This window comes from Amycolatopsis sp. NPDC114503, assembly GCF_055633655.1.
On the sequence record NZ_JBVKDT010000016.1, the window covers coordinates 1 to 21,738 of the forward strand.

The following is a 21,738-nucleotide window of genomic DNA, read 5'->3' on the forward strand; positions in this document are numbered from 1 at the left end:
GACAAGCACCCCCGAACCGTCAGCACAATCAAGCTTCGGGGTGCCCCACGCAACCACCCCGGGCGCAACGTCGCCGCCAGGCGACGAGCCGCCCCACCACCCCCACAAACAAAACGGACCCGCCCGGCAAAAGCCGGACGGGCCCGTTCTAAAACGCAATCAGATCAGCTAACGGTGGCCGAACCACCAGCAGCCTCGATCTTCTCCTTGGCGGAACCAGAGAACGCATGCGCGGTCAGCTCGAGCTTGACCCCATTCAGGTCCCCGTTGCCGAGCACCTTCACGAGCTTGCCCTTGCGCACAAGACCGTTGGCAGCCAACTCCTCCGGCCCGACCTTGCCACCGTCGGCGAACACGCGGGCGATGTCGCCCACGTTCACCGGCTGGTACTCGGTGCGGAACCGGTTCTTGAACCCACGCAGCTTCGGCAGCCGCATGTGGATGGGCATCTGCCCACCCTCGAAACCGGCGGGCACGTTCTTCCGGGCCTTGGTGCCCTTCGTGCCGCGACCCGCGGTCTTGCCCTTCGAACCCTCACCACGGCCGACGCGGATCTTGTCGCGCTTGGCGCCAGGAGCCGGACGAAGGTGGTGGATCTTGATGGCGGTCATGCCTGGACCTCCTCGACCTCCACCAGGTGGCGGACGGTGTGGATCAGGCCGCGCACCTGGGGGGTGTCCTCACGCACGACGCTCTGGCGGATCTTGCGCAGCCCGAGGGTGCGCAGCGACTCGCGGTGAGCGTGCTTCGTGCCGATCTTGCTCTTGACCTGAGTGACCTTGAGCTGAGCCATGTCAGACCCCCTGGCCGGCACGCTGACGCAGCATCCGGGCCGGGGCGACGTCCTCGAGCGGCAGACCGCGGCGAGCGGCCACCTCCTCCGGACGCTGCAGCCCCTTCAGGGCCGCCACGGTCGCGTGCACGATGTTGATGGCGTTGTCGGAGCCGAGCGACTTCGACAGCACGTCGTGGACGCCCGCGCACTCCAGCACCGCGCGCACCGGGCCGCCGGCGATAACACCGGTACCAGCGGAGGCGGGACGGAGCAGCACGACACCGGCGGCTTCCTCACCCTGGATCGGGTGCGGAATGGTGCCGGCGACGCGCGGAACGCGGAAGAAGTTCTTCTTCGCTTCCTCGACGCCCTTGGCGATGGCCGCGGGAACTTCCTTGGCCTTGCCGTAGCCGACGCCGACCTGACCGTCGCCGTCGCCGACGACCACCAGGGCGGTGAAGCTGAAGCGACGACCGCCCTTGACGACCTTGGCGACGCGGTTGATCGTCACGACCTTCTCAAGGTGCGGGGTCTTGTCCTGGCCGGCCCCGCCACGGCCGCCGTCGCGCCGGTCCCGGCCGCCACCGCGGCGGTCGTTGCGGTCGTTGCCGCCCTGACCGCCCGGTCCGCCCTGGCCGCCGCCGAATTGCCGTGTACGTCCCGGCATCAGGCTTTCCTTCCATTCACGAGCATGTGCATCAGAACTTCAACCCCGCCTCACGGGCGGCGTCGGCAAGCGCGGCGATGCGGCCGTGGTAGGCGTTGCCGCCACGGTCGAACACCACGGCTTCGATGCCGGCGTCCTTGGCGCGCGAAGCCACCAGTTCGCCGACCTTCGCCGCCTTGGCCTTCTTGTCGCCCTCGAACGACCGGAGGTCGGTCTCGAGGGTGGACGCCGACGCCAGCGTGTGACCGGCGAGGTCGTCGATCACCTGCACGGTGATGTGCCGCGAGGACCGCTTGACGACCATGCGCGGACGCACCGGCGTGCCGCTGATCTTCTTGCGGAGGCGGAAGTGCCGACGGGTCTTGGCGACGCGGCGGCGGGTCGAGATGTCCTTGCCGACCGGCTTGCGCTTCGTGGTAGTCGTGTCGCTCATCACTTACCCGTCTTTCCGACCTTGCGGCGGATCTTCTCACCCTCGTAGCGCAGGCCCTTGCCCTTGTACGGGTCCGGGCGGCGCAGCTTGCGGATGACCGCGGCGGTCTGCCCGACCTTCTGCTTGTCGATGCCCGAAACCGAGAACCGGGTCGGCGACTCCACCTTGAAGGTGATGCCTTCCGGGGCCTCGATCTTGACCGGGTGGCTGTAGCCGAGGGCGAACTCGAGGTCCGATCCCTTGGCCTGCACGCGGTAACCGACGCCGTGGATCTCAAGCTTCTTCTCGTAGCCCGCGGTCACGCCCACCACGAGGTTGTTCACCAGCGTGCGGGTGAGACCGTGCAGGGCACGGCTCGTGCGCTCGTCGTCCGGACGCTTCACCAGGAGCGTGCCGTCCTCGCCGCGCTCGACGAAGATCGGCTCGGCGACGGTGTGCTCCAGGGTGCCCTTCGGACCCTTGACCTTGACGTTCTGGCCGTCGATGGTCACCTCGACCCCGGAGGGGACGGCGACCGGCAGCTTTCCGATGCGTGACATGTCTGTGCCCCCTTCCTTACCAGACGTAGGCGAGGACTTCGCCGCCCACGTTGTTGCGCTTGGCCTGACGGTCGGTCTGCAGGCCGCCGGACGTCGAGATGATCGCGACGCCGAGGCCACCCAGAACGGACGGCAGTTCGGTCGATTTTGCGTAGACCCGCAGACCCGGCTTGGAGACGCGGCGAAGGCCGGCGATGCTCCGCTCGCGGTTGGGGCCGTACTTCAGCTCGACGATGAGGTTCTTGTGCTTCTCGCCCGGCTCGTCGCGGTAGCTCGCGATGTAGCCCTCGCGCTTGAGGATCTCGGCGATGTTCGCCTTGATCTTCGAGTGCGGAAGCACGACCTCGTCGTGGTACGCCGAGTTCGCGTTGCGCAGACGGGTCAAGAAGTCTGCGATCGGGTCGGTCATCGTCATGGTGACCTGTCAACCTTTCTCGCCTGGTTCCCCGCCTCGCCCGGCCGGAGAGGTCTCCGGCCGGGGCGGCGGGGCCTGTGGCGAACTGGGAATAGAGTTTCGAGCCTTACCAGCTGGACTTGTGGACACCGGGCAGTTCGCCCGCGTGCGCCATCTCCCGGAGGCAGATCCGGCACAGGCCGAACTTGCGGTAAACCGAGTGCGGACGCCCGCACCGGTTGCAACGGGTGTAGGCACGCACCGCGAACTTCGGCTTCTTCGAAGCCTTGCTGACTAGCGCTTTCTTGGCCATCGGCTCAGTTCTCCTTGAACGGGAAACCGAGCTTGCGCAGCAGCGCCCGGCCCTCGTCGTCGGTGGTGGCGGTCGTGACGACGGTGACGTCCATGCCGCGCGGGCGGTCGATGTCGTCCGGGTTGATCTCGTGGAACATCGACTGCTCGTTGAGACCGAACGTGTAGTTGCCGTTGCCGTCGAACTGCTTGGGCGAAAGCCCGCGGAAGTCGCGGATACGGGGCAGCGCGATGGTCAGCAGCCGGTCGAGGAACTCCCACATCCGGTCGCCGCGCAGCGTGACGCGCGCACCGATCGGCTGTCCCTCGCGGAGCTTGAACTGCGCGATGGACTTGCGGGCCTTCCGGATTTCCGGCTTCTGCCCGGTGATCAGGGCGAGGTCGCGGACCGCGCCGTCGATCAGCTTGCTGTCCCGGGCGGCGTCCCCGACACCCATGTTCACGACGATCTTCACGACGCCGGGAATCTGGTGCACGTTGGGGATGGAGAACTCCTTCTGGAGCTCGCCCTTGATCTCTTCGCGGTACCGGGTCTTCAGACGCGGCACGATCTTCTCTGCGGTGGTCATGTCAGATGTCCTTGCCGTTCCGGCGCGAGACCCGGACCTTCTTGCCGTCCTCGCCGATGCGGTAGCCCACCCGGGTCGGCTTGCCGTCCGAGTCCACGACCATCACGTTCGACACGTGGATGGGCGCTTCCTGCGTCACGATGCCGCCGGACTGCGCCCCGCGCTGGGTCTGGGTGATCCGGGTGTGCTTCTTGATCCGGTTGACACCCTCGACCAGCACGCGCTCCCGCTCGGGGTAGGCCTGAATGACCTTGCCCTTCGCGCCCTTGTCCTTGCCGGCGATGACGACGACCGTGTCGCCCTTCTTCACCTTCATCACAGCACCTCCGGCGCGAGCGAAATGATCTTCATGAACTTTCGGTCGCGCAGCTCGCGGCCCACCGGGCCGAAGATGCGGGTGCCCCGGGGCTCGTTGTCGTTCTTGATGAGCACGGCGGCGTTCTCGTCGAACCGGATGTAGGAACCGTCCGGACGACGGCGCTCCTTCACCGTGCGGACGATGACAGCCTTGACGACATCGCCCTTCTTCACCCCGGCAGCCGGGATGGCGTCCTTCACGGTGGCGACGATGATGTCGCCGATGCCGGCGTAGCGCCGCCCGGAGCCGCCGAGCACGCGGATGCAAAGGATTTCCTTCGCGCCCGTGTTGTCGGCAACCCGAAGCCGCGACTCCTGCTGGATCACGTCAACTCCTGTATGTCGCGCTGGTTCTCGCTGTCGCGAGCCTTGCGGAACCAAGGACTCCCAAAAGAGCCCTGCTTACTTGGCCTTCTCCACGACCTGCACCAGACGCCAGCGCTTGGTCGCCGACAGCGGCCGGGTCTCCATCAGCGTGACCCGGTCGCCCACGCCGGCCTCGTTGTTCTCGTCGTGCACCTTGACCTTGGTGGTGCTGCGGAGAACCTTCGAGTAGCGCGGGTGCTTCTTGCGGTCCTCGAGCTCGACCACGATCGTCTTGTCCATCTTGTCCGAGACGACGTAACCCTCGCGGACCTTGCGGTAGTTCCGGGCGGTCTTCTCGGTGGCAGCCTCGCTCATGCGGCACCTTCACTTTCGGCGTCGGGCGCCACGGACAGGCCGAGCTCGCGCTCGCGCATGACCGTGTAGATCCGCGCGATGTCCGTGCGGACGGTGCGCAGCCGACGGTTGTTGTCCAGCTGCCCGGTCGCCATCTGGAAGCGGAGGTTGAAGAGCTCCTCCTTGTATTCCTTCAGACGCAGCACGAGCTCTTCGGCGGTGAGCTCACGCAGCTCGGATGCCTGTGCGGCTCCGTTAGCCATCAGAACTCACCTTCCCGGGTCACGATGCGGCACTTCATGGGCAGCTTGTGGATCGCACGGCGGAGCGCCTCGCGGGCGGTCTCCTCGTTCGGGAAGCTGATCTCGAACATCACGCGACCCGGCTTCACGTTGGCGATCCACCACTCGGGCGAACCCTTGCCGGAACCCATGCGGGTTTCCGCCGGCTTCTTGGTCAGCGGGCGGTCCGGGTAGATCGTGGTCCACACCTTGCCGCCGCGCTTGATGTGACGGGTCATGGCGATACGAGCGGACTCGATCTGCCGGTTCGTCACGTAGCTGTGCTCAAGCGCCTGGATGCCGTACTCGCCGAAGTTGACCTTGGTACCGCCCTTGGCGGCGCCGTGGCGCTTCGGGGAGTGCTGCTTGCGGTGCTTGACCCTGCGCGGGATGAGCACGTCTCAGCCCTCCGTCTTTTCTGCGGTCTCGGTGGCCGGAGCCGCCTCAGTCGCGGTGTCGCTCTTCGCGGCAGCGGCGGCGCGGCCGGCCTCGGTCGAGGTCGGGGTCGTGCCCGAGGCGCCGGAACGGCGCGGACGGGACGGCCGGTCGCCACGGTCGCGGCGCGGCGCGCGGTCCGCGGCCGACGCGGCGGCGTCGCGCTCGGCGCGAGCCTTCAGGCCGCCGACCAGCTCGCCCTTGTAGATCCACACCTTCACGCCGATGCGACCGAACGTCGTCTTGGCCTCGAAGAAGCCGTAGTCGATGTCGGCGCGCAGCGTGTGCAGCGGGACCCGGCCGTCGCGGTAGTGCTCGGAACGGGACATCTCGGCACCGCCGAGACGACCGCCGCACTGCACGCGGATGCCCTTGACCTGCGGCGAGCGCATGGAGGTCTGGATCGCCTTGCGCATCGCGCGGCGGAACGCCACGCGGTTGCTCAGCTGCTCCGCGACACCCTGGGCGACCAGCTGCGCGTCGGCCTCGGGGTTCTTCACCTCGAGGATGTTCAGCTGGACCTGCTTCTTGGTCAGCTTCTCCAGCGCGCCGCGGATCCGGTCGGCCTCCGCGCCGCGGCGGCCGATGACGATGCCCGGCCGGGCGGTGTGGATGTCGACGCGGACGCGGTCACGGGTGCGCTCGATCTCGACCTTGGAGATGCCGGCGCGCTCCATGCCGGTGGAGAGCAGCTTGCGGATCTTGACGTCCTCGGCCACGTACTCCGCGTACTGCTTGTCGGCGTACCAGCGCGACTTCCAGTCAGTGGTGATACCCAGGCGGAAGCCGTGCGGGTTGATCTTCTGGCCCACTACCGGCCACCTGCCTTCTTGTTGCTCTTCTTCTCCGCAGGCCGCGACTCGACCACCACGGTGATGTGGCTGGTGCGCTTGCGGATCCGGTACGCACGGCCCTGGGCACGCGGACGGATGCGCTTGAGGGTCGGGCCCTCGTCGGCGGTCGCGGACTTGATCCAGAGCGTCTCCGGGTCCAGCTGGAGGTTGTTCTCGGCGTTGGCCGCCGCGCTGGCGATGACCTTCGCGAGCTGCGTGCTGGCAGCCTGCGGCGCGAACCGGAGCACGGCCAAGGCCTCGCTGACGCTACGACCCTTGACGAGCTCGATCACCCGGCGCACCTTCATCGGCGCGTCCCGGACAAAGCGAGCCCGCGCGACGGCCGTGGGCAGCTCTTCTGCCGTGGCCGTGGCGTTTGACTGGGCGTTCATCTGCTTCCCTTAACTTTCTCTGGCCCGCTCAGCGGCGGCGCGACTTGCGGTCGTCCTTGATGTGGCCCTTGAAGGTCCGCGTCGGGGCGAACTCGCCCAGCTTGTGACCCACCATCGCCTCGGTGACGAACACCGGGACGTGCTTGCGGCCGTCGTGCACCGCGATCGTGTGACCCAGGAAGTCCGGGATGATCGTGGAGCGCCGCGACCACGTCTTGATCACGGTCTTCTTGCCCGATTCGTTGAGAGCGTCCACCTTCTTGAGCAGGTGGTCGTCCACGAACGGGCCCTTCTTAAGGCTGCGTGGCATGTGCTTCTACCTCCCTGCTCAGCGCTTCTTGCCGGTACGCCGGCGGCGGACGATCAATTTGTCGGACGGCTTGCTCTTGCGAGTGCGGCCTTCGGGCTTGCCGTTCGGGTTCACCGGGTGGCGACCACCGGACGTCTTGCCCTCGCCACCGCCGTGCGGGTGGTCGACCGGGTTCATCACGACACCACGGACAGTCGGGCGCTTGCCGCGCCAGCGGTTGCGGCCCGCCTTGCCCCAGTTGATGTTCGAGTGCTCCGAGTTGCCGACCTCGCCGACGGTCGCGCGGTTGCGCACGTCCACGTTGCGGATCTCGCCCGAGGGGAGACGCAGCTGGGCGTAAGGACCGTCCTTGGCGACGAGCTGCACGCGGGCGCCGGCGGACCGGGCCATCTTCGCGCCGCCGCCGGGGCGGAGCTCGATCGCGTGGATCACGGTGCCGACCGGGATGTTGCGCAGCGGCAGGTTGTTGCCCGGCTTGATGTCGGCGCGGGGGCCGTTCTCAACCGTGTCGCCCTGCTTCAGCTTCTCCGGCGCGATGATGTAGCGCTTCTCGCCGTCGGCGTAGTGCAGCAGCGCGATGCGCGCGGTGCGGTTGGGGTCGTACTCGATGTGCGCGACCTTGGCCGGCACGCCGTCCTTGTCGTGACGACGGAAGTCGATCACGCGGTAGGCGCGCTTGTGGCCACCGCCCTTGTGCCGGGTGGTGATCTTGCCCGAGGCGTTGCGGCCGCCGGTCTTGCTCAGCGGACGAAGCAGCGACTTCTCCGGCGTGGACCGGGTGATCTCGGCGAAGTCCGAGACGCTCGAACCGCGACGACCCGGGGTCGTCGGCTTGTACTTGCGGATGCCCATTGTCAGCTCAGTCCTTTACGCGGTGGGTCCGCCGAAGATCTCGATCGCCTTGCTCTCAGGCGAAAGAGTCACGATGGCGCGCTTGGTGTCCTTGCGCTTGCCGAAGCCGGTACGAGTCCGCTTCCGCTTGCCCTGGCGGTTGGCCGTGTTGACGCTGACGACCTTCACGCCGAACACCTTCTCGACCGCGATCTTGATCTGGGTCTTGTTGGCGTCCGGACGGACGATGAACGTGTACTTGTGGTCCTCGAGCAGTCCGTAGGACTTCTCGGAGATCACCGGCGCGAGCAGGATGTCGCGGGGGTCCGGAATGGCGACCGAGCTCACTTCTCGTCACTCCCTTCCGAAACCTCGCTCGAACGCGCGAGGGCCTTGACGACCTTCCCGCGGACGGGGCCTGCCACGAACGCGTCGTAAGCGGCCTTGGTGAACACGACGTCGTCGTTGACCAGGACGTCGTAGGTGTTGAGCTGGTCAGCCCAGATCAGGTGCACGTACGGCAGGTTCCGCGCGGACACCCAGGCGAGCTCCTCGTCGCGGTGCAGGACCACGAGAACGCGCTTGGCCTGGGTCGCGGCGGCGATCGCCGTCTTGGCGGTCTTGGTCGACGGCTTCTCGCCGGAGACCAGTTCCGTCAGGACGTGCAGCTGGCCGGCGCGCGCCCGGTCGGAGAGGGCGCCACGCAGAGCGGCGGCCTTCATCTTCTTCGGGGTGCGCTGGGTGTAGTCGCGCGGCGTGGGGCCGTGCACGACGCCACCGCCGGCGAACTGCGGCGCGCGGGTCGAACCCTGGCGGGCGCGACCGGTGCCCTTCTGCCGGTACGGCTTCTTGCCGCCACCGGAGACCTCACCGCGGGTCTTCGTGTCGTGCGTGCCCTGGCGCGCGGCGGCCAGCTGGCCCACCACGACCTGGTGCATCAGCGCGACGTTGGCCTGCACGTCGAAGATCTCCCCGGGGAGCTCGACGGTGCCGTCGGCTTTACCGGCCGGAGTCTTCAGCTCGACGTTCGTCATCGTCAGTTTCCACCCTTCGCGGCACTGCGCACGAACAGCAGGCCGCCCTTGGGACCGGGCACCGCGCCCTTGATCAGCAGCAGGCCGTCCTCGGCACGCACCGCGTGCACGGTCAGGCCCTGCGTGGTGACCCGGTCGCTACCCATCCGGCCCGCCATCCGCAGGCCCTTGAACACGCGGCCGGGCGTGGCGCAGCCGCCGATGGAACCCGGCTTGCGGTGCACGGCCTGGGCGCCGTGGCTCGCGCCCTGGCCCTTGAAGCCGTGGCGCTTCATGACGCCCGCGTAGCCCTTGCCCTTGCTGGTACCGGTCACGTCGACCGAAGTGCCGGCCTCGAACACCTCGGCGGTGATCTCCTGGCCGACCTCGTAGGTCTCGGCGTCGGTGGTGCGCAGCTCGGCGAGGTGCCGGCGCGGCGTCACGCCCGCCTTGTCGAAGTGGCCGGTGCGCGGCTTGTTCACCTTGCGCGGGTCGACCGCGCCGAACGCCAGCTGCACGGCCGCGTAGCCGTCTTTGTCGGTGGTCCGGACCTGGGTCACCACGTTCGGACCGGCCTTGACGACAGTGACCGGGATGACCCGGTTCTGGTCGTCGAAGACCTGGGTCATGCCGAGCTTGGTGCCCAGGATGCCCTTCATTTGCCTGTCAGACATGAGTTCTTATCTCCGCCGCTCGCCCAACGCTTACTGGATGTTGACGTCGACGCTCGCCGGGAGGTCGATGCGCATGAGCGCGTCGACCGTCTTCGGCGTCGGGTCGAGGATGTCGATCAGACGCTTGTGCGTGCGCATCTCGAAGTGCTCGCGCGAGTCCTTGTACTTGTGCGGCGAGCGGATGACGCAGTAAACGTTCTTCTCGGTAGGCAGCGGCACCGGCCCGACAACACGGGCGCCGGTGCGCGTGACCGTTTCCACGATCTTGCGCGCCGAGGTGTCGATCGCCTCGTGGTCGTAGGCCTTGAGCCGGATGCGGATCTTCTGTCCCGCCATGGTGGCTGCGTTCCTTGTCGTCTCGTGCCGCTTTGTCTCGTCAACCTGGGCCGGAGCCCGGGTTTCAGCAGTTCAACGGCCCTGTCCCCGGTCCACGCGGTCGGGCGTGTCGCGCCCGCCGCACAGACGGATCCCTAAGGATCGTCGTCTTGCCTGGTCTTCCTCTTACGTGAGGAGGCCGCGGGCCGACCTGGTCTGCACAAGCACCGCGGTCGTCCCTACTGGCCTTTGCCCGCTAGCCTCACCCGAAGGAAGAGCTCCACGGACCGTGGCCGCTCATACCAGGGCGGCCGGAACCCAGTCGATTGAAAACCGATAAGGATTCGGCCGCCCCAGGACGAGCAACCTGAATAGTGTCGCACACGTGAGTTGACGCCCTGAACTCGGGGGTGTATTGACCCGAATTCAGGGCGCCGACGTCACTTGTTGATCTTGGTAACCTGGCCCGCGCCGACGGTCCGGCCACCCTCGCGGATGGCGAAGCGCAGACCCTCGTCCATGGCGACCGGCTGGATCAGCACGACGCTGATGTCCGTGTTGTCGCCCGGCATGACCATCTCGGTGCCCTCGGGGAGGGTCACGACGCCGGTCACGTCCGTGGTGCGGAAGTAGAACTGCGGGCGGTAGTTGTTGAAGAACGGGGTGTGCCGTCCGCCCTCGTCCTTGGACAGGATGTAGACCCGGCCCTCGAACTCGGTGTGCGGGGTGGTGGTGCCCGGCTTCACGACGACCTGGCCGCGCTCGACGTCCTCGCGCTTGATGCCGCGCAGCAGGAGGCCGACGTTGTCGCCCGCCTGGCCCGAGTCGAGCAGCTTGCGGAACATCTCGACACCGGTGACGGTGGTCTTGGTCGACTTCTCGCGGATACCCACGATCTCGACCTCTTCGTTGACGTTGACCTGGCCGCGCTCCACGCGACCGGTCACGACGGTGCCGCGGCCGGTGATCGTGAAGACGTCCTCGATCGGCATCAGGAAGGGCTTCTCGAGCTCGCGCACCGGGTCCGGCACGTTGTCGTCGACGGCGTGCATCAGCTCGAGCACGGCGTCGGCCCACTTCTGGTCGCCCTCGAGAGCCTTGAGGCCGGAGACGCGCACGACCGGCGCGTCGTCGCCCGGGAACTCCTGCGAGGACAGCAGCTCGCGGACCTCCAGCTCGACGAGCTCGAGGATTTCCTCGTCGTCGACCATGTCGGCCTTGTTCAGCGCCACGACGATGTAGGGCACGCCGACCTGGCGGGCCAGCAGCACGTGCTCGCGGGTCTGCGGCATCGGGCCGTCGGTCGCCGCGACCACCAGGATCGCGCCGTCCATCTGCGCGGCACCGGTGATCATGTTCTTGATGTAGTCGGCGTGACCGGGGGCGTCGACGTGCGCGTAGTGACGCTTCTCGGTCTGGTACTCGACGTGCGAGATGTTGATCGTGATGCCGCGCTGCTTCTCTTCCGGCGCGTTGTCGATCTGGTCGAACGCACGGGCCTCGTTCAGCTCCGGGTACGCGTCGTGCAGAACCTTGGTGATCGCCGCGGTCAGCGTGGTCTTGCCGTGGTCGACGTGACCGATGGTGCCGATGTTGACGTGCGGCTTGCTCCGCTCGAACTTCGCCTTCGCCACTGGAATGTCCTCCTGGACTGATTTCGCGTTGTGCTCGTGGGGCAGCGTGGCTGCTGCCCCACGAATGTTCCTTCGTCGTTGCTGCGGACGTTCAGGAGAGTTCCTTAATGCCCGCGCGCGGTGGGGGAGTTACTCCCCCGTCGCCTTCGCGATGATTTCCTTCGCGACGTTCGCGGGAACCTCGGCGTAGGAGTCGAACACCATGGAGTAGTTCGCCCGGCCCTGGGTACGGGACCGCAGGTCGCCGACGTAGCCGAACATCTCCGACAGCGGGACCAGTGCCTTCACGACACGGGTACCGGCGCGCTCCTCCATGGCCTGGATCTGGCCACGGCGGGAGTTGAGGTCGCCGATCACGTCACCCATGTAGTCCTCGGGAGTCGTGACCTCGACGGCCATCATCGGCTCGAGGATGACCGGGCCGGCCTTCTTCGCGGCTTCCTTCATCGCCATGGAACCGGCGATCTTGAACGCCATTTCGGAAGAGTCGACCTCGTGGTACGCGCCATCCAACAAGGTGAACTTCAACCCGACGAGCGGGTAGCCGGCCAGCACGCCGTACTGCATGGCGTCCTGTGCGCCCGCGTCGACCGACGGGATGTACTCCCGCGGCACGCGGCCACCGGTGACCTTGTTGTCGAACTCGTAGAGAGCACCGTCGGTGCGCTCGAGCGGCTCCAGCTTCACGATGACCTTCGCGAACTGGCCGGAACCACCGGTCTGCTTCTTGTGGACGTAGTCGAGCTTGTCCACGGTCTTCTTGATGGTCTCGCGGTAGGCGACCTGCGGCTTGCCGATGTTCGCCTCGACCTTGTAGTCGGACTTCATCCGGTTGACGAGCACCTCGAGGTGGAGCTCGCCCATGCCGGCGATGATCGTCTGACCGGTCTCCTCGTCCAGCTTGACCTGGAACGTCGGGTCTTCTTCGGCCAGCTTCTGGATCGCCAGGGAGAGCTTCTCCTGGTCGGCCTTCGTCTTCGGCTCGATCGCGACCCGGATGACCGGCTCGGGGAACGTCATCGACTCGAGGACGACCGGGTTCTGCGAGTCCGCCAGGGTGTCACCGGTGGTGGTGTCCTTCAGGCCGATCACCGCGTAGATGTGGCCGGCGAGGGCCTCTTCGACCGGGTTCTCCTTGTTGGAGTGCATCTGGAAGATCTTCCCGATGCGCTCCTTGCGCTCCTTGGTCGCGTTGACGACCTGAGCACCGGCGGCGACCTTGCCCGAGTAGACCCGGATGTAGGTCAGCTTGCCGAAGAACGGGTGCGCGGCGATCTTGAACGCGAGCGCGGCGAACGGCTCGTCCACCGACGGCTTGCGGGTGACCACGGTCTCGCCGTCGGCCAGCAGGCCTTCGACGGCCGGGACCTCGAGCGGCGACGGCAGGTAGTCGATGACCGCGTCCAGCATCGGCTGCACGCCCTTGTTCTTGAACGCGGAGCCGGCCAGGACCGGGAACGCCTCGCGGGTGACGACCAGCTTGCGGATGCCGCCCTTGATCTCGTCCTGCGTCAGCTCTTCGCCCTCGAGGAACTTCTCCATCAGCGCGTCGTCGGTCTCGGCGACGGCCTCGATCAGCTTCTCGCGGTACTCGGCGGCGCGGTCGGCCAGCTCGGCCGGGATCTCCTCGACGGAGTAGTCGTCGCCCTTCTGCACCTCGCCGCGCCAGACCAGGGCCTTCATCCGGACCAGGTCGATGACGCCCTCGAAGTCGTTCTCCGCGCCGATCGGCAGCTGGATGGCCAGCGGCCGGACGCCGAGACGGTCCGAGATGGTCTGCAGGGTGTAGTAGAAGTCCGCGCCCAGCTTGTCCATCTTGTTGACGAAGCAGATGCGCGGGACTTCGTACTTGTCCGCCTGCCGCCAGACCTGCTCGGACTGCGGCTCGACGCCTTCCTTGCCGTCGAAGACGGCGACCGCGCCGTCGAGCACCCGCAGGTTGCGCTCCACCTCGACGGTGAAGTCGACGTGCCCGGGGGTGTCGATCAGGTTGATCTGGTAGTCGTTCCAGAAGGTGGTGGTCGCAGCCGAGGTGATGGTGATGCCCCGCTTCTGCTCCTCCTCCATCCAGTCCATGGTGGCGGCGCCGTCGTGGACTTCGCCGAGCTTGTAGTTGATCCCGGTGTAGAACAGGATCCGCTCGGTGGTGGTGGTCTTACCGGCGTCGATGTGCGCCATGATGCCGATGTTGCGGACCTTGTTGAGGTCGGTCAGCACTTCACGTGCCACGAGAATGTTCCCCTGTCTCGAACGTGGGGCCCGGCATGGCTTCTATCGGCAGCCGGGCGGTCATCACCAGCGGTAGTGCGCGAAGGCCTTGTTCGACTCGGCCATCTTGTGCGTGTCTTCGCGACGCTTGACGCTGGCGCCAAGGCCGTTGCTCGCGTCCAGCAGCTCGTTCTGCAGCCGCTCGATCATCGTCTTCTCGCGGCGGGCCTGCGAGAAGGAGACCAGCCAGCGCAGCGCCAGCGTGGTGGAGCGGCCGGGCTTGACCTCGATCGGCACCTGGTAGGTGGCACCGCCGACGCGGCGGCTCTTCACCTCGATGGTGGGCTTCACGTTGTCGAGCGCGCGCTTCAGCGTGACGACCGGGTCGGTGCCCGTCTTCTCGCGAGCGCCTTCGAGAGCGCCGTAGACAATGCGCTCGGCCAGGGACCGCTTGCCGTCCTTCAGCACCTTGTTCACCAGCTGGGTGACCAGCGGGGAGGCGTAGACGGGGTCGGAGATCAGCGGCCGCTTCGGCGCCGGACCCTTGCGAGGCATTAGCTCTTCTCCTTCTTCGCGCCGTACCGGCTGCGCGCCTGCTTACGGTTCTTCACACCCTGGGTGTCGAGCGAACCGCGGATGATCTTGTAGCGAACACCCGGCAGGTCCTTGACCCGGCCACCGCGCACGAGCACCATCGAGTGCTCCTGGAGGTTGTGGCCTTCGCCCGGGATGTACGCGGTGACCTCGATACCGCTGGTCAGCTTCACACGAGCAACCTTGCGCAAGGCCGAGTTCGGCTTCTTGGGAGTCGTGGTGTACACGCGGGTGCACACGCCACGACGCTGCGGGCTCCCCTTGAGGGCCGCGGTCTTCTGCTTGGCAGCCTTGTCCTGGCGGCCCTTGCGGACCAGCTGCTGGATCGTGGGCAATGGACCAGCTTCCTGTCGTGATCTTGCTTCTTCGTGTCTTCACCGGTCCCCGCGGTCGGGCGTGTCGGCCCGCGTCACGGTCTCGCGACCGGTAACTTCCCGGAGGGATTTTCCGTCGGAACCCCACGTGGCGAGGCTGGTGAACCGGGTGCAAAAGCACCCCGCTCATGCCCAACGGCACGCGGAGCGGCCCGACGCCTGCCGGGCACGGTCTCCAAAGATACCCGTCCACTCGCGGAGCGGTCCGGGCGGGGGGTCGCTACGGTCGCCGACCGGTCATCGTAACCCCAGATCGGGGCCTTGGGACGGCACCGCGCGGGACTTCCCGGGATGCAGAACGCCGAGCGCCGGGACGCTATTCCCGGACCGGTTCCCGCGGTCAGAGCGCACTCGGGTTCGCATGCCGGGACGGGGCGACCATCAGATGGACCCGCCCGGTCCGCCCCGATGCGGCATTGGGCGCGAGGGGCGCACCGGCCGCCACATTGGGTGCCTCAGTACCCCCAAGTGGGGTGCATCTCAACGGTGCCGTGGGCAGCGAGTCCGGCCTCCGGAATCCACTCTGCTTGGACGAAGAGGCCGCGTGCTCTCCACTCCCGCGGAACGTCCGCGAGGACCTCCGGCACCGCGCCCAGGCCCATCGGGCAAGCCAAAGCCCCAATGCGGCATTCGGCGTGCCGGGCGAGGCTCGCGGCGGCGTTAAGAACGCGAGAGAAATTCTTCGGCGGCAAGAAGAAGAGCCGCCGGATGTTCCACAATGGACCGCGCCCGGGGTGACAATCACCTCACCGGAGACGGTGCCCGCCTCAGGGCTGGGCGGACCCGCGAAACCCGGCCCGGCGGTGTGCACCCGCCGGGCCGGGCCGCGGGTCAGTCCTCGTCGGGCTTCGCGTGGTCGGGCTTGCCCGGGTTGGGGTCGCGCGACAGATCGATCAGCGGGTGCACTCCAGCCCCCTCCGGCGCGGCATGGCTGCCGCCGGTCTTCTTGCCCCCCGGCTGGTCGACGTTCTCGCTGCCGTCCATGTCGCCTCCTCGTTCGGTTCCCCTGCCGGTCTGCACGGTACCTGCCGGGGAAATCGGTGGACGGGCTCCCCAAGATGAGGGACGTGGACTGGAAGATCAGCGAAATCCCGGCCGAACACCCCGACGCGACGGCGATCCTGCGCGAGTACATGGACGAGCTTGCGTCGCGGTATTACGGCCGCCCCGCCACGCCCGCCGAGGTGGACGAGGCGCTGGCCGACGAGCCCAGCGACGGCCTCGTCGCGCCGACCGGAGCGTTCCTTTTGGCCCACCGCGAGGGGAAGCCGGCCGGTTGTGTCGGAGTCCGGATGGTGGAGCCGGGGCTGAGCGCGTTGACGAAGGTGTACGTGCGCCCGGAGCATCGCGGGCACGGCGGCGGGAAGCTGATCGTCGCGGCGGCTGAAGAGGCGGCCAAGCGGCTGGGCTCGTCCCGGATGCGGCTCGACACCCGGGACGATCTGGTGGAAGCACGCGCGCTGTACGCGTCGATGGGCTACGCCGAGGTCGAGGCGTTCAACGACGACCAGTACGCCGAGCACTGGTTCTCGAAAGACCTCAGCTGAGCCGTCCCGCGCAGCTGGCCACCTCGCCGCTGGAGGCTTTCGCGGACCGCGCCGGCACGCCGTTCACCGAGATCCGGCATTCGACCGGGCCGCTCGACTGGCCCATCAGCTGCACCGTCGGCGGGACGGCGGTCTTCGGCCAGGTCAGGGTCTTGCTCCAGGGCAACGGCACAGACAGCTCCTGGTGCACCAGGCCGAGGCCGTTGTCGTCGTAAACCACGGTGGCGGTGCCGGAGCCCGCGAGTTCGTAGGTGATCTGCCAGCTGGACGGAACCGGCGCGACCGGCCCGGTGGACGTCGTCGGGGCCAAGGTGCGGGTCACTGTGCGGTCTGGGGCGCGCTGCGGCACTGGGGCGGTCGTGGGCGCGGACACGGCGGCTGGAGCGGGCGCTGGGTCGTCGCCGAGGATCACTACCGTCGCGGCGACGGCGGCGACTGCGATCCCGGCGATCGCGAGCCGGCCGATCAGTTGTCTGTCCATGGTCCTTCTTTCCGGGACCGCCGGTGGTTCCCGGGGACGAGGGGAACCACCGGCGGAGGCGGGGTCAGCCGGGCAGGATCCGGCCGGGGACGCCGTTCAGCGACTGGATCAGGCCCAGCACCGGGACGCCCAGCGGGGCGAACGTCCAGATGTTGTTCAGGTTCGACGTGTCCGGTTCGTCGACGACGGTGACACCGGGCTGGTCCTGCGTGGCGGCCAGCGCGGGCGCGGCGGCGCCGAGGACGGCGGCTCCGGCGAGCGCGGTGGCGGCGACGGCTCGGATGACGGTCTTTTTCACGGGTTTCTCCTTCTGTGCTCAGGAAACGGCGGCTCAGGAAACGGCGGTGACGAGGTGGAACACCGGCGCGAGGAGCTGGGCCGGGGCTTGGGCGGTCGGGCCGAGGAGGCTGCCCGCGTCGAGGCCGGGGACGACCCAGACCGACGGTCCGCCGCCGGTCGGTGCGCCGGGGACGCCGGGCAGGCCCGGGGCGGGCAGGTTCGGCAGGGAGGGCAGAGACGGCAGGCCGCCGGTCGGCAACGAGGGCAGGCCGCCGGTCGGCAGGGATGGCAGGCCGCCGGTCGGCAACGAGGGCAGGCCGCCGGTCGGCAAGGACGGCAGGCCGCCGGTCGGCAACGAAGGCAGCCCAGCGGGCAGACCGGCAGCGGACTGTCCCGCGGCGGGCTGACCGGCTGCGGACGTCTCCGGGGTGGCGGCATCGGCCGCTCCCCCGGCGAATCCGGCGAACGCCCCGGCCGCGGCGAGCGGCAGCAGGATCCGGGCGGCAATGCGTTTCATCAGGGTTTCCTTTCTTCGGGGTTCTTGGGTTTTCTTCGGAGAGGGAACTGCGGTCAGCGGAGCGCGCCGCTGATCGGGACGATGGTTCCGTCGGGGATCCACTGCCCGGCGTAGTCGCGCGCGGCCTGCATGCCGGGCGCGTGCGGTTCGTTGGGGTACATCGGCATCGCGTTGACCTGCGCGGCCGCGAACAGCTGCACCTCGCCGTTCACCGCTGTCCACTGTGGACCGAGCCAGGTCCGGAAACCGCCTAGCGACGGGCTTTCTCCGCCGAAGCTGTTGCCGACGGCCACCGCGTAGCTCACCGCGAGCTGGTCGCGCGGGTCGAAGCGCAGCGGCATGGCCGCGCTGGCCACGGTGTTGACGATGGGTCCGTTGAGCAGCCACGGAGCGAGGTAAAGGCCGAACTGGTGCGTCGGTTTGAGCCGCTGAGATTCGGCGGCGCGGCTCATCGCGAGGTACCCGTCGCTCCAGCCGGAGACGACCACCAGCGCGGTGTCCGCCGCCGCGTCCGGACGCACCGGCAGACCGGTGCGGGCAGCGGTCTCGCGGACGAGCTGCGCGGCCTGCACCCCGCGCGGCGACTTGTCTTCGACCAGCGTGATCGCCGACGGCTTCCGCGAGGCAAGGAATTCGACCAGCTTCACCAGCGAACCGCGGTCCTCCGGCGACAACGCCTCTGCCGGACAGCTGGCGAGCACGTCGCGTTTCTGCGCCACCAGACCGCCGAGTGCGGCTTCCGCGCACTCGGGTGCGTCCGCGTCTGACACCGCCGGGCCTGCCTCGGTGCCCGCGTCGACGTCGACCGTGGTGGTCGCGTCGCCCTTGCGCACCACGAGAGTGCTGCGTCCAGCCGGAAGTTCGACCTCGGCCCAGCTGCCTTCCGCACCGGCCCGGGCCGCCGCGGTGGTCACGATCCCGCCCTCGACGCCAGCGGACAGGTCCGCACCCGCGCTCGAAGGGAAGTGCACGAGATTGCGCCCGGGTCGGTGCGGGCTGACCAGCACCGGGACCGTCGCACCGCCGACCGTCGCGTCGGCCAGCACCGGCACTCCGGGGACGGGCAACGGAGCTGGCTGCGGTACCGCGGCAAGCGCGCTCCACGCGACGAAACCGAGCGCGACGCCAGCGACGCCGTAGCGGTAACCACGAATGGAAGCGTTGCGAGACAACAAGATTGCGGACACCACGGTGACTGCAGCGGGCAGCAGGACCACCACGATGAGCGAGATACCGAAGAGCGTTTCGTACAACCGTCGGTCGAAGGCGACCCCGGAGACGCCGAGTTGCACGACGCCCGCGAGCGTTAGCAGTCCGGCGAGGCTGACCGAAAGCGGACCGACGCGCAATGGCGTCGACCGCCACTCCTCCACCGGCACCCACGCCGACAGCAGCGTCACGCCGAACCACAGCGCGGCCGCGGCGACGTACACGGTGTCGATGGCGAAGGAGATCCCAGAGCCGTCGACGGAGGTTTCCAGCACCACGAGCACGACCAGTGCGAGCGAAGCCCAACGGCCCACCGACGGCCACCGCAGCAGCACCGGCACCGCCAGCGCGAGCACGACGTGGACGATCAGCGCGACGAGATTGACGTCGACCGTCGCCGCCGACACCGCGGCCAGCACCGCCGAACCGACGCCCAGCACGCCGGTGGTGAGCCACAGCTTGCGCGGCAGCGGACCGACGAGCGGGCGCAGAATCCCGGTACCGGCGAGGAATGCCGTCGCCAGCAGCAGTATCAGCCGCAGCACCAGCGCGGCACTGTCCACACCGGACGATCCGGTGACGACCGGAGTGACGTGGTGATCCATGGAGACCTTCCAGGAGAGGATCCCGGCGCGCGGACGGACGCCCGCGCGCCGGGAGGGAGTTACTTCACGTTCTGGTCGGCGACCACGAACAGCTCGGAGTGCGGCTTGGCGTTGCCGAAGTCCCCGTGCGGCCACGACTTCCGGTTGAAGTTGAGGCCGACCTGCCCGGTGAACTCGTCGCGGAAGTTCTGATCGACCGCGACCTTCCCGTCCGGCGACAGGTTCAGCAGGTTGACCTTGTGGTCACCGTCCAAACCGGACCGGGCGACGAAGTAGTTCGACACCGCGATGTGCTGCGGCTGCGTGGTTTCGTGGTAGAAACCGTCCTGGCCGAGCGCGAAGTTGTCGTACGCGCCCCAGTGCGGACCGGCCCCGGGCACTCCCGGGTTGATCGGCGCGGAGCCGACGACGGTCGGCAGGTCTCCCCCGCCGCCCTGCTGCGCCTTTTCCTTGGTGTCGACGCGGCCCTTGATGTCCTCGACCTTGTCGCCGGCCGCGACCAGCTTCTGGATGTCGAGCACGTATACGCCGCCGGTGGTGCCGGGGTCGTCCGGGCCGAGCGCGCCCTTCTGCCTGCCCTGCACCGCGTGGTACAGGAACCGGTCGTCCGGGCTGGTCTGCAGCCAGCCGCCGTTGGAGCTGGCGCCGTTCGAGTCGTTCTGCGAGTAGATCGGCTTGCCCGCGGTGCCGTCGTCGAACACCTCGATCCAGTGCGGATCCTTCGCCGTGATGTCCGGCGTGTAGAAGATCGCGCCGCCCTGCATCGTCTCGGCGAACGCGCCCTTGTGGCCGGGCTTGTTCGTCACCGTGGTCTCCATGACCGCGCGGCTTTCCGAGTGCAGCGGATCCGCCGGGTTCGCCCGCGGGCCGTCTTGCAGGTAGGACACCGCCTTCAGCTTCGGGTGGTTGCGGTCGGAGATGTCCCAGGTGCGGATCGTCGGACGGCGCAGATACGGCGACGGCTGCTTCACCGGGTCGAGAATGATGTTGCGCGGTTCGGCGTAGTCACTGGTGACGAGGGTGTTGAGATCCTCGCGCGCCTGGACGCCGTGCGGGTTCGCGCAGGACGGTTTGCCCAGCTGTGGCAGGTTGTCGCACAGCTTCGCGTTGTCGCCCTGCGGGGTCGCCGCCGGACTCTGCGACAGCACCTGCGCGTTCTGGTCGAAGCGCACGACCTCACCGGGGCTGCCGGCGAAGCCGTTGCCGATCTGCGTGGAACCGTCCTGATACGCGTACGGGCCGGGCACGACCGGGCCGCCCATGTACGTGCCGTACGCGGTGCCGTCCTTCAGCACCCAATACGCGTCGGGCACGGAACCGCCGAGCGTCTGCGTCGGCAGGCTGATGCCCTTGAGTTTGAGCTGGGGCAACGCACTGACGTCGAACGCGTACGTCGCCGCGGCGAACAACGCGCCGGCGTAGATCGTGTCGCCCTTGTGCCACACGTACTGCATGTGGTGCGGCTCGTTCTCGACGAGCGGCCCGACGGTCGCGGTGTTCACCACCTTGCCGTACGTCGGCGAGCCCTGCGTCGCGTCGATCACCGCGAGGAAATCAGGTCCAGGCAAGGCATTCTTGACCTTGCCGAGGCCGCCGCCGAGCGAGCCCGGCAGGTTTTTGACGTCCTTCACCGCGGTGTCGGCGATGTTCTCGTCGCCCGCCCAGACCAGCAGCCACTTCTTCGGCGTGCCGTCGGCGGAACGCGCTTGCGCGGCAAGGTCTTTGCTCACCAGATGGTTCTGCACCCAGTACTGCTTGCCGTCAGACGCGGTTTTGGCGTCGGTGACCACTTGGACGTCGGCGTAAGCGCTGGTGCTGGACCCGGTGTAGGTCACCGCACCGATCGCGAGCGCGACCGCGCCGGCGACGGTCAGCGCTTTCCGCCATCGGGGCGGGGCGCCCGAGGAGGAGCTGAATCGCATTGTGTCTCCCTGTTTGTGTTCCCGTGAAGCGCCCGCGAAGGCACTTCTTTCCCCGTTCTCGAGGCAGCACGAAACCCGCGCGAAACCCACGCCGAACAGAGAAAGCGTTTTTCCCCTCGGGTCAGAGAAACCCGTTGCGGGGCAAGAGAAATAAGCCAGCCGGACGCGGCCGGGAGAAAAGGTCAGGAATCCCTACACAGCGCACTGGCCTGCTGGCGCAGATCCACGTGCAGACGCCACACCAGGGCAACCGGAAAGGACATGCGCGAAATACTCTGGCGAACCGCACGCACTGTCAATGCGGTGATCAATCGTGGGAACATCGACCGAAGGGGTGAATATCCCACGAACTGGGCCGAGTTGCCCGCCGCTCCTGCCGCGACCGGCCGAGGCCGCCGCGCTGACCTGCGATGCTCCGTTCGGCCCAAAGTATGTTCGCCGCTTCGGCGTCCGGGGAGGGGCTGTTCGCCCGATATGTTCGTTACCTTTTCGTGATCGAATGCCGGGAACTTTCCCTCTCGCGCCGGTCGGCCGGTTCTCAATCCGGGGGCGAAAACCTCGCAGAAGCGGCATAATCC

Annotated in this window: 32 protein-coding genes; 1 reads left to right on the forward strand and 31 read right to left on the reverse strand. The window is 67.8% G+C overall.

Annotated elements, in window-relative coordinates:
* Positions 1–164: 164 nt before the first annotated feature.
* From rplO to ACZ7OI_RS42505, 26 genes are all read right to left on the reverse strand, one after another.
* A complete protein-coding gene (gene rplO / locus ACZ7OI_RS42380) occupies positions 165–611 on the reverse strand; it encodes a 50S ribosomal protein L15 (RefSeq protein WP_009072329.1) in 447 nt (148 codons plus the stop codon).
* Complete coding sequence (gene rpmD / locus ACZ7OI_RS42385; RefSeq protein WP_004558875.1) at positions 608–793, reverse strand: 50S ribosomal protein L30; 186 nt, start codon at positions 791–793, stop codon at positions 608–610. The genes rplO and rpmD overlap by 4 nt, the downstream gene beginning before the upstream one ends.
* Before the next feature lies 1 nt (position 794).
* Positions 795–1,442, reverse strand: coding sequence for a 30S ribosomal protein S5 (gene rpsE / locus ACZ7OI_RS42390; RefSeq protein ID WP_067583695.1), 648 nt, complete (start codon positions 1,440–1,442; stop codon positions 795–797).
* A gap of 31 nt (positions 1,443–1,473) precedes the next feature.
* A complete protein-coding gene (gene rplR, locus ACZ7OI_RS42395; RefSeq protein WP_116204588.1) occupies positions 1,474–1,875 on the reverse strand; it encodes a 50S ribosomal protein L18 in 402 nt (133 codons plus the stop codon).
* Positions 1,875–2,414 (reverse strand): 50S ribosomal protein L6, encoded by a 540-nt coding sequence (gene rplF / locus ACZ7OI_RS42400; protein WP_344270191.1) that lies wholly within the window; start codon positions 2,412–2,414, stop codon positions 1,875–1,877. The genes rplR and rplF overlap by 1 nt, the downstream gene beginning before the upstream one ends.
* Positions 2,415–2,430: 16 nt before the next feature.
* Entirely contained in the window at positions 2,431–2,829 is a 399-nt protein-coding gene (gene rpsH, locus ACZ7OI_RS42405) for a 30S ribosomal protein S8 (RefSeq protein WP_116204586.1), read from the reverse strand.
* A 106-nt stretch (positions 2,830–2,935) separates the two neighbouring features.
* Complete coding sequence (locus tag ACZ7OI_RS42410) at positions 2,936–3,121, reverse strand: type Z 30S ribosomal protein S14 (protein ID WP_020662790.1); 186 nt, start codon at positions 3,119–3,121, stop codon at positions 2,936–2,938.
* A gap of 4 nt (positions 3,122–3,125) precedes the next feature.
* Positions 3,126–3,689, reverse strand: a complete 564-nt coding sequence (gene rplE, locus ACZ7OI_RS42415) for a 50S ribosomal protein L5 (protein WP_037816262.1) — start codon at positions 3,687–3,689, stop codon at positions 3,126–3,128.
* Position 3,690: 1 nt separating this feature from the next.
* Complete coding sequence (rplX, locus tag ACZ7OI_RS42420; RefSeq protein WP_033291190.1) at positions 3,691–4,005, reverse strand: 50S ribosomal protein L24; 315 nt, start codon at positions 4,003–4,005, stop codon at positions 3,691–3,693.
* Positions 4,005–4,373 carry a 50S ribosomal protein L14 gene (rplN, locus tag ACZ7OI_RS42425; protein ID WP_004558867.1) on the reverse strand — a complete coding sequence of 123 codons (369 nt, stop codon included), beginning with the start codon at positions 4,371–4,373 and terminating at the stop codon, positions 4,005–4,007. Before rplN ends, rplX begins: the two co-directional genes overlap by 1 nt.
* A gap of 75 nt (positions 4,374–4,448) precedes the next feature.
* Positions 4,449–4,727 (reverse strand): 30S ribosomal protein S17, encoded by a 279-nt coding sequence (rpsQ, locus tag ACZ7OI_RS42430; protein WP_116204582.1) that lies wholly within the window; start codon positions 4,725–4,727, stop codon positions 4,449–4,451.
* Positions 4,724–4,969, reverse strand: coding sequence for a 50S ribosomal protein L29 (gene rpmC / locus ACZ7OI_RS42435; protein ID WP_009072314.1), 246 nt, complete (start codon positions 4,967–4,969; stop codon positions 4,724–4,726). The genes rpsQ and rpmC overlap by 4 nt, the downstream gene beginning before the upstream one ends.
* Positions 4,969–5,385 (reverse strand): 50S ribosomal protein L16, encoded by a 417-nt coding sequence (rplP, locus tag ACZ7OI_RS42440; RefSeq protein ID WP_009072313.1) that lies wholly within the window; start codon positions 5,383–5,385, stop codon positions 4,969–4,971. Before rplP ends, rpmC begins: the two co-directional genes overlap by 1 nt.
* A gap of 3 nt (positions 5,386–5,388) precedes the next feature.
* Positions 5,389–6,234, reverse strand: coding sequence for a 30S ribosomal protein S3 (gene rpsC / locus ACZ7OI_RS42445; protein WP_370932196.1), 846 nt, complete (start codon positions 6,232–6,234; stop codon positions 5,389–5,391).
* Positions 6,234–6,647 carry a 50S ribosomal protein L22 gene (gene rplV, locus ACZ7OI_RS42450; RefSeq protein WP_344270166.1) on the reverse strand — a complete coding sequence of 138 codons (414 nt, stop codon included), beginning with the start codon at positions 6,645–6,647 and terminating at the stop codon, positions 6,234–6,236. Before rplV ends, rpsC begins: the two co-directional genes overlap by 1 nt.
* A 28-nt stretch (positions 6,648–6,675) precedes the next feature.
* Complete coding sequence (rpsS, locus tag ACZ7OI_RS42455) at positions 6,676–6,957, reverse strand: 30S ribosomal protein S19 (protein ID WP_003102083.1); 282 nt, start codon at positions 6,955–6,957, stop codon at positions 6,676–6,678.
* Positions 6,958–6,975: 18 nt separating this feature from the next.
* On the reverse strand, positions 6,976–7,809 hold the full coding sequence (rplB, locus tag ACZ7OI_RS42460; protein WP_037816266.1) for a 50S ribosomal protein L2: 834 nt from the start codon (positions 7,807–7,809) through the stop codon (positions 6,976–6,978).
* Between the two features lie 15 nt (positions 7,810–7,824).
* A complete protein-coding gene (gene rplW / locus ACZ7OI_RS42465; protein ID WP_009072304.1) occupies positions 7,825–8,136 on the reverse strand; it encodes a 50S ribosomal protein L23 in 312 nt (103 codons plus the stop codon).
* On the reverse strand, positions 8,133–8,822 hold the full coding sequence (gene rplD, locus ACZ7OI_RS42470) for a 50S ribosomal protein L4 (RefSeq protein WP_344270155.1): 690 nt from the start codon (positions 8,820–8,822) through the stop codon (positions 8,133–8,135). Before rplD ends, rplW begins: the two co-directional genes overlap by 4 nt.
* Positions 8,823–8,824: 2 nt before the next feature.
* On the reverse strand, positions 8,825–9,475 hold the full coding sequence (rplC, locus tag ACZ7OI_RS42475) for a 50S ribosomal protein L3 (protein ID WP_470269769.1): 651 nt from the start codon (positions 9,473–9,475) through the stop codon (positions 8,825–8,827).
* A gap of 30 nt (positions 9,476–9,505) precedes the next feature.
* Positions 9,506–9,811, reverse strand: coding sequence for a 30S ribosomal protein S10 (rpsJ, locus tag ACZ7OI_RS42480; RefSeq protein WP_003102098.1), 306 nt, complete (start codon positions 9,809–9,811; stop codon positions 9,506–9,508).
* 419 nt (positions 9,812–10,230) lie between these two features.
* On the reverse strand, positions 10,231–11,424 hold the full coding sequence (gene tuf, locus ACZ7OI_RS42485; protein WP_037816270.1) for an elongation factor Tu: 1,194 nt from the start codon (positions 11,422–11,424) through the stop codon (positions 10,231–10,233).
* 129 nt (positions 11,425–11,553) lie between these two features.
* Positions 11,554–13,653 (reverse strand): elongation factor G, encoded by a 2,100-nt coding sequence (fusA, locus tag ACZ7OI_RS42490; protein WP_470269770.1) that lies wholly within the window; start codon positions 13,651–13,653, stop codon positions 11,554–11,556.
* A 63-nt stretch (positions 13,654–13,716) separates the two neighbouring features.
* Positions 13,717–14,187 carry a 30S ribosomal protein S7 gene (rpsG, locus tag ACZ7OI_RS42495; protein ID WP_007031033.1) on the reverse strand — a complete coding sequence of 157 codons (471 nt, stop codon included), beginning with the start codon at positions 14,185–14,187 and terminating at the stop codon, positions 13,717–13,719.
* Positions 14,187–14,561, reverse strand: a complete 375-nt coding sequence (gene rpsL / locus ACZ7OI_RS42500) for a 30S ribosomal protein S12 (RefSeq protein WP_003102113.1) — start codon at positions 14,559–14,561, stop codon at positions 14,187–14,189. The genes rpsG and rpsL overlap by 1 nt, the downstream gene beginning before the upstream one ends.
* 870 nt (positions 14,562–15,431) lie before the next feature.
* Entirely contained in the window at positions 15,432–15,584 is a 153-nt protein-coding gene (locus ACZ7OI_RS42505; protein WP_470269771.1) for a hypothetical protein, read from the reverse strand.
* Between the two features lie 83 nt (positions 15,585–15,667).
* Here ACZ7OI_RS42505 and ACZ7OI_RS42510 point away from each other — a divergent pair, with 83 nt between their 5' ends.
* Positions 15,668–16,147, forward strand: a complete 480-nt coding sequence (locus tag ACZ7OI_RS42510; protein WP_470269772.1) for a GNAT family N-acetyltransferase — start codon at positions 15,668–15,670, stop codon at positions 16,145–16,147.
* Here ACZ7OI_RS42510 and ACZ7OI_RS42515 read toward each other — a convergent pair.
* From ACZ7OI_RS42515 to ACZ7OI_RS42535, 5 genes are all read right to left on the reverse strand, one after another.
* A complete protein-coding gene (locus ACZ7OI_RS42515; RefSeq protein WP_470269773.1) occupies positions 16,140–16,628 on the reverse strand; it encodes an MmpS family transport accessory protein in 489 nt (162 codons plus the stop codon). The genes ACZ7OI_RS42510 and ACZ7OI_RS42515 overlap by 8 nt on opposite strands.
* Before the next feature lie 64 nt (positions 16,629–16,692).
* Positions 16,693–16,926: a hypothetical protein gene (locus ACZ7OI_RS42520; protein ID WP_470269774.1), complete on the reverse strand. Its 234-nt coding sequence runs from the start codon at positions 16,924–16,926 to the stop codon at positions 16,693–16,695.
* 33 nt (positions 16,927–16,959) lie between these two features.
* Complete coding sequence (locus tag ACZ7OI_RS42525; protein WP_470269775.1) at positions 16,960–17,424, reverse strand: hypothetical protein; 465 nt, start codon at positions 17,422–17,424, stop codon at positions 16,960–16,962.
* 53 nt (positions 17,425–17,477) lie between these two features.
* Positions 17,478–19,238 carry a hypothetical protein gene (locus ACZ7OI_RS42530; protein ID WP_470269776.1) on the reverse strand — a complete coding sequence of 587 codons (1,761 nt, stop codon included), beginning with the start codon at positions 19,236–19,238 and terminating at the stop codon, positions 17,478–17,480.
* 59 nt (positions 19,239–19,297) lie between these two features.
* Positions 19,298–21,160, reverse strand: a complete 1,863-nt coding sequence (locus ACZ7OI_RS42535) for a hypothetical protein (protein ID WP_470269777.1) — start codon at positions 21,158–21,160, stop codon at positions 19,298–19,300.
* Positions 21,161–21,738: the final 578 nt, after the last annotated feature.

Coding starts and splice junctions, on each gene's coding strand:
- rplO (WP_009072329.1), bottom strand. CDS start 611: ATGACCGCCATCAAGATCCACCACCTTCGTCCGGCTCCTGGCGCCAAG.
- rpmD (WP_004558875.1), bottom strand. CDS start 793: ATGGCTCAGCTCAAGGTCACTCAGGTCAAGAGCAAGATCGGCACGAAG.
- rpsE (WP_067583695.1), bottom strand. CDS start 1,442: ATGCCGGGACGTACACGGCAATTCGGCGGCGGCCAGGGCGGACCGGGC.
- rplR (WP_116204588.1), bottom strand. CDS start 1,875: ATGAGCGACACGACTACCACGAAGCGCAAGCCGGTCGGCAAGGACATC.
- rplF (WP_344270191.1), bottom strand. CDS start 2,414: ATGTCACGCATCGGAAAGCTGCCGGTCGCCGTCCCCTCCGGGGTCGAG.
- rpsH (WP_116204586.1), bottom strand. CDS start 2,829: ATGACGATGACCGACCCGATCGCAGACTTCTTGACCCGTCTGCGCAAC.
- ACZ7OI_RS42410 (WP_020662790.1), bottom strand. CDS start 3,121: ATGGCCAAGAAAGCGCTAGTCAGCAAGGCTTCGAAGAAGCCGAAGTTC.
- rplE (WP_037816262.1), bottom strand. CDS start 3,689: ATGACCACCGCAGAGAAGATCGTGCCGCGTCTGAAGACCCGGTACCGC.
- rplX (WP_033291190.1), bottom strand. CDS start 4,005: ATGAAGGTGAAGAAGGGCGACACGGTCGTCGTCATCGCCGGCAAGGAC.
- rpsQ (WP_116204582.1), bottom strand. CDS start 4,727: ATGAGCGAGGCTGCCACCGAGAAGACCGCCCGGAACTACCGCAAGGTC.
- rpmC (WP_009072314.1), bottom strand. CDS start 4,969: ATGGCTAACGGAGCCGCACAGGCATCCGAGCTGCGTGAGCTCACCGCC.
- rplV (WP_344270166.1), bottom strand. CDS start 6,647: ATGAACGCCCAGTCAAACGCCACGGCCACGGCAGAAGAGCTGCCCACG.
- rpsS (WP_003102083.1), bottom strand. CDS start 6,957: ATGCCACGCAGCCTTAAGAAGGGCCCGTTCGTGGACGACCACCTGCTC.
- rplB (WP_037816266.1), bottom strand. CDS start 7,809: ATGGGCATCCGCAAGTACAAGCCGACGACCCCGGGTCGTCGCGGTTCG.
- rplD (WP_344270155.1), bottom strand. CDS start 8,822: ATGACGAACGTCGAGCTGAAGACTCCGGCCGGTAAAGCCGACGGCACC.
- rplC (WP_470269769.1), bottom strand. CDS start 9,475: ATGTCTGACAGGCAAATGAAGGGCATCCTGGGCACCAAGCTCGGCATG.
- rpsJ (WP_003102098.1), bottom strand. CDS start 9,811: ATGGCGGGACAGAAGATCCGCATCCGGCTCAAGGCCTACGACCACGAG.
- rpsG (WP_007031033.1), bottom strand. CDS start 14,187: ATGCCTCGCAAGGGTCCGGCGCCGAAGCGGCCGCTGATCTCCGACCCC.
- ACZ7OI_RS42505 (WP_470269771.1), bottom strand. CDS start 15,584: ATGGACGGCAGCGAGAACGTCGACCAGCCGGGGGGCAAGAAGACCGGC.
- ACZ7OI_RS42515 (WP_470269773.1), bottom strand. CDS start 16,628: ATGGACAGACAACTGATCGGCCGGCTCGCGATCGCCGGGATCGCAGTC.
- ACZ7OI_RS42525 (WP_470269775.1), bottom strand. CDS start 17,424: ATGAAACGCATTGCCGCCCGGATCCTGCTGCCGCTCGCCGCGGCCGGG.
- ACZ7OI_RS42530 (WP_470269776.1), bottom strand. CDS start 19,238: ATGGATCACCACGTCACTCCGGTCGTCACCGGATCGTCCGGTGTGGAC.
- ACZ7OI_RS42535 (WP_470269777.1), bottom strand. CDS start 21,160: ATGCGATTCAGCTCCTCCTCGGGCGCCCCGCCCCGATGGCGGAAAGCG.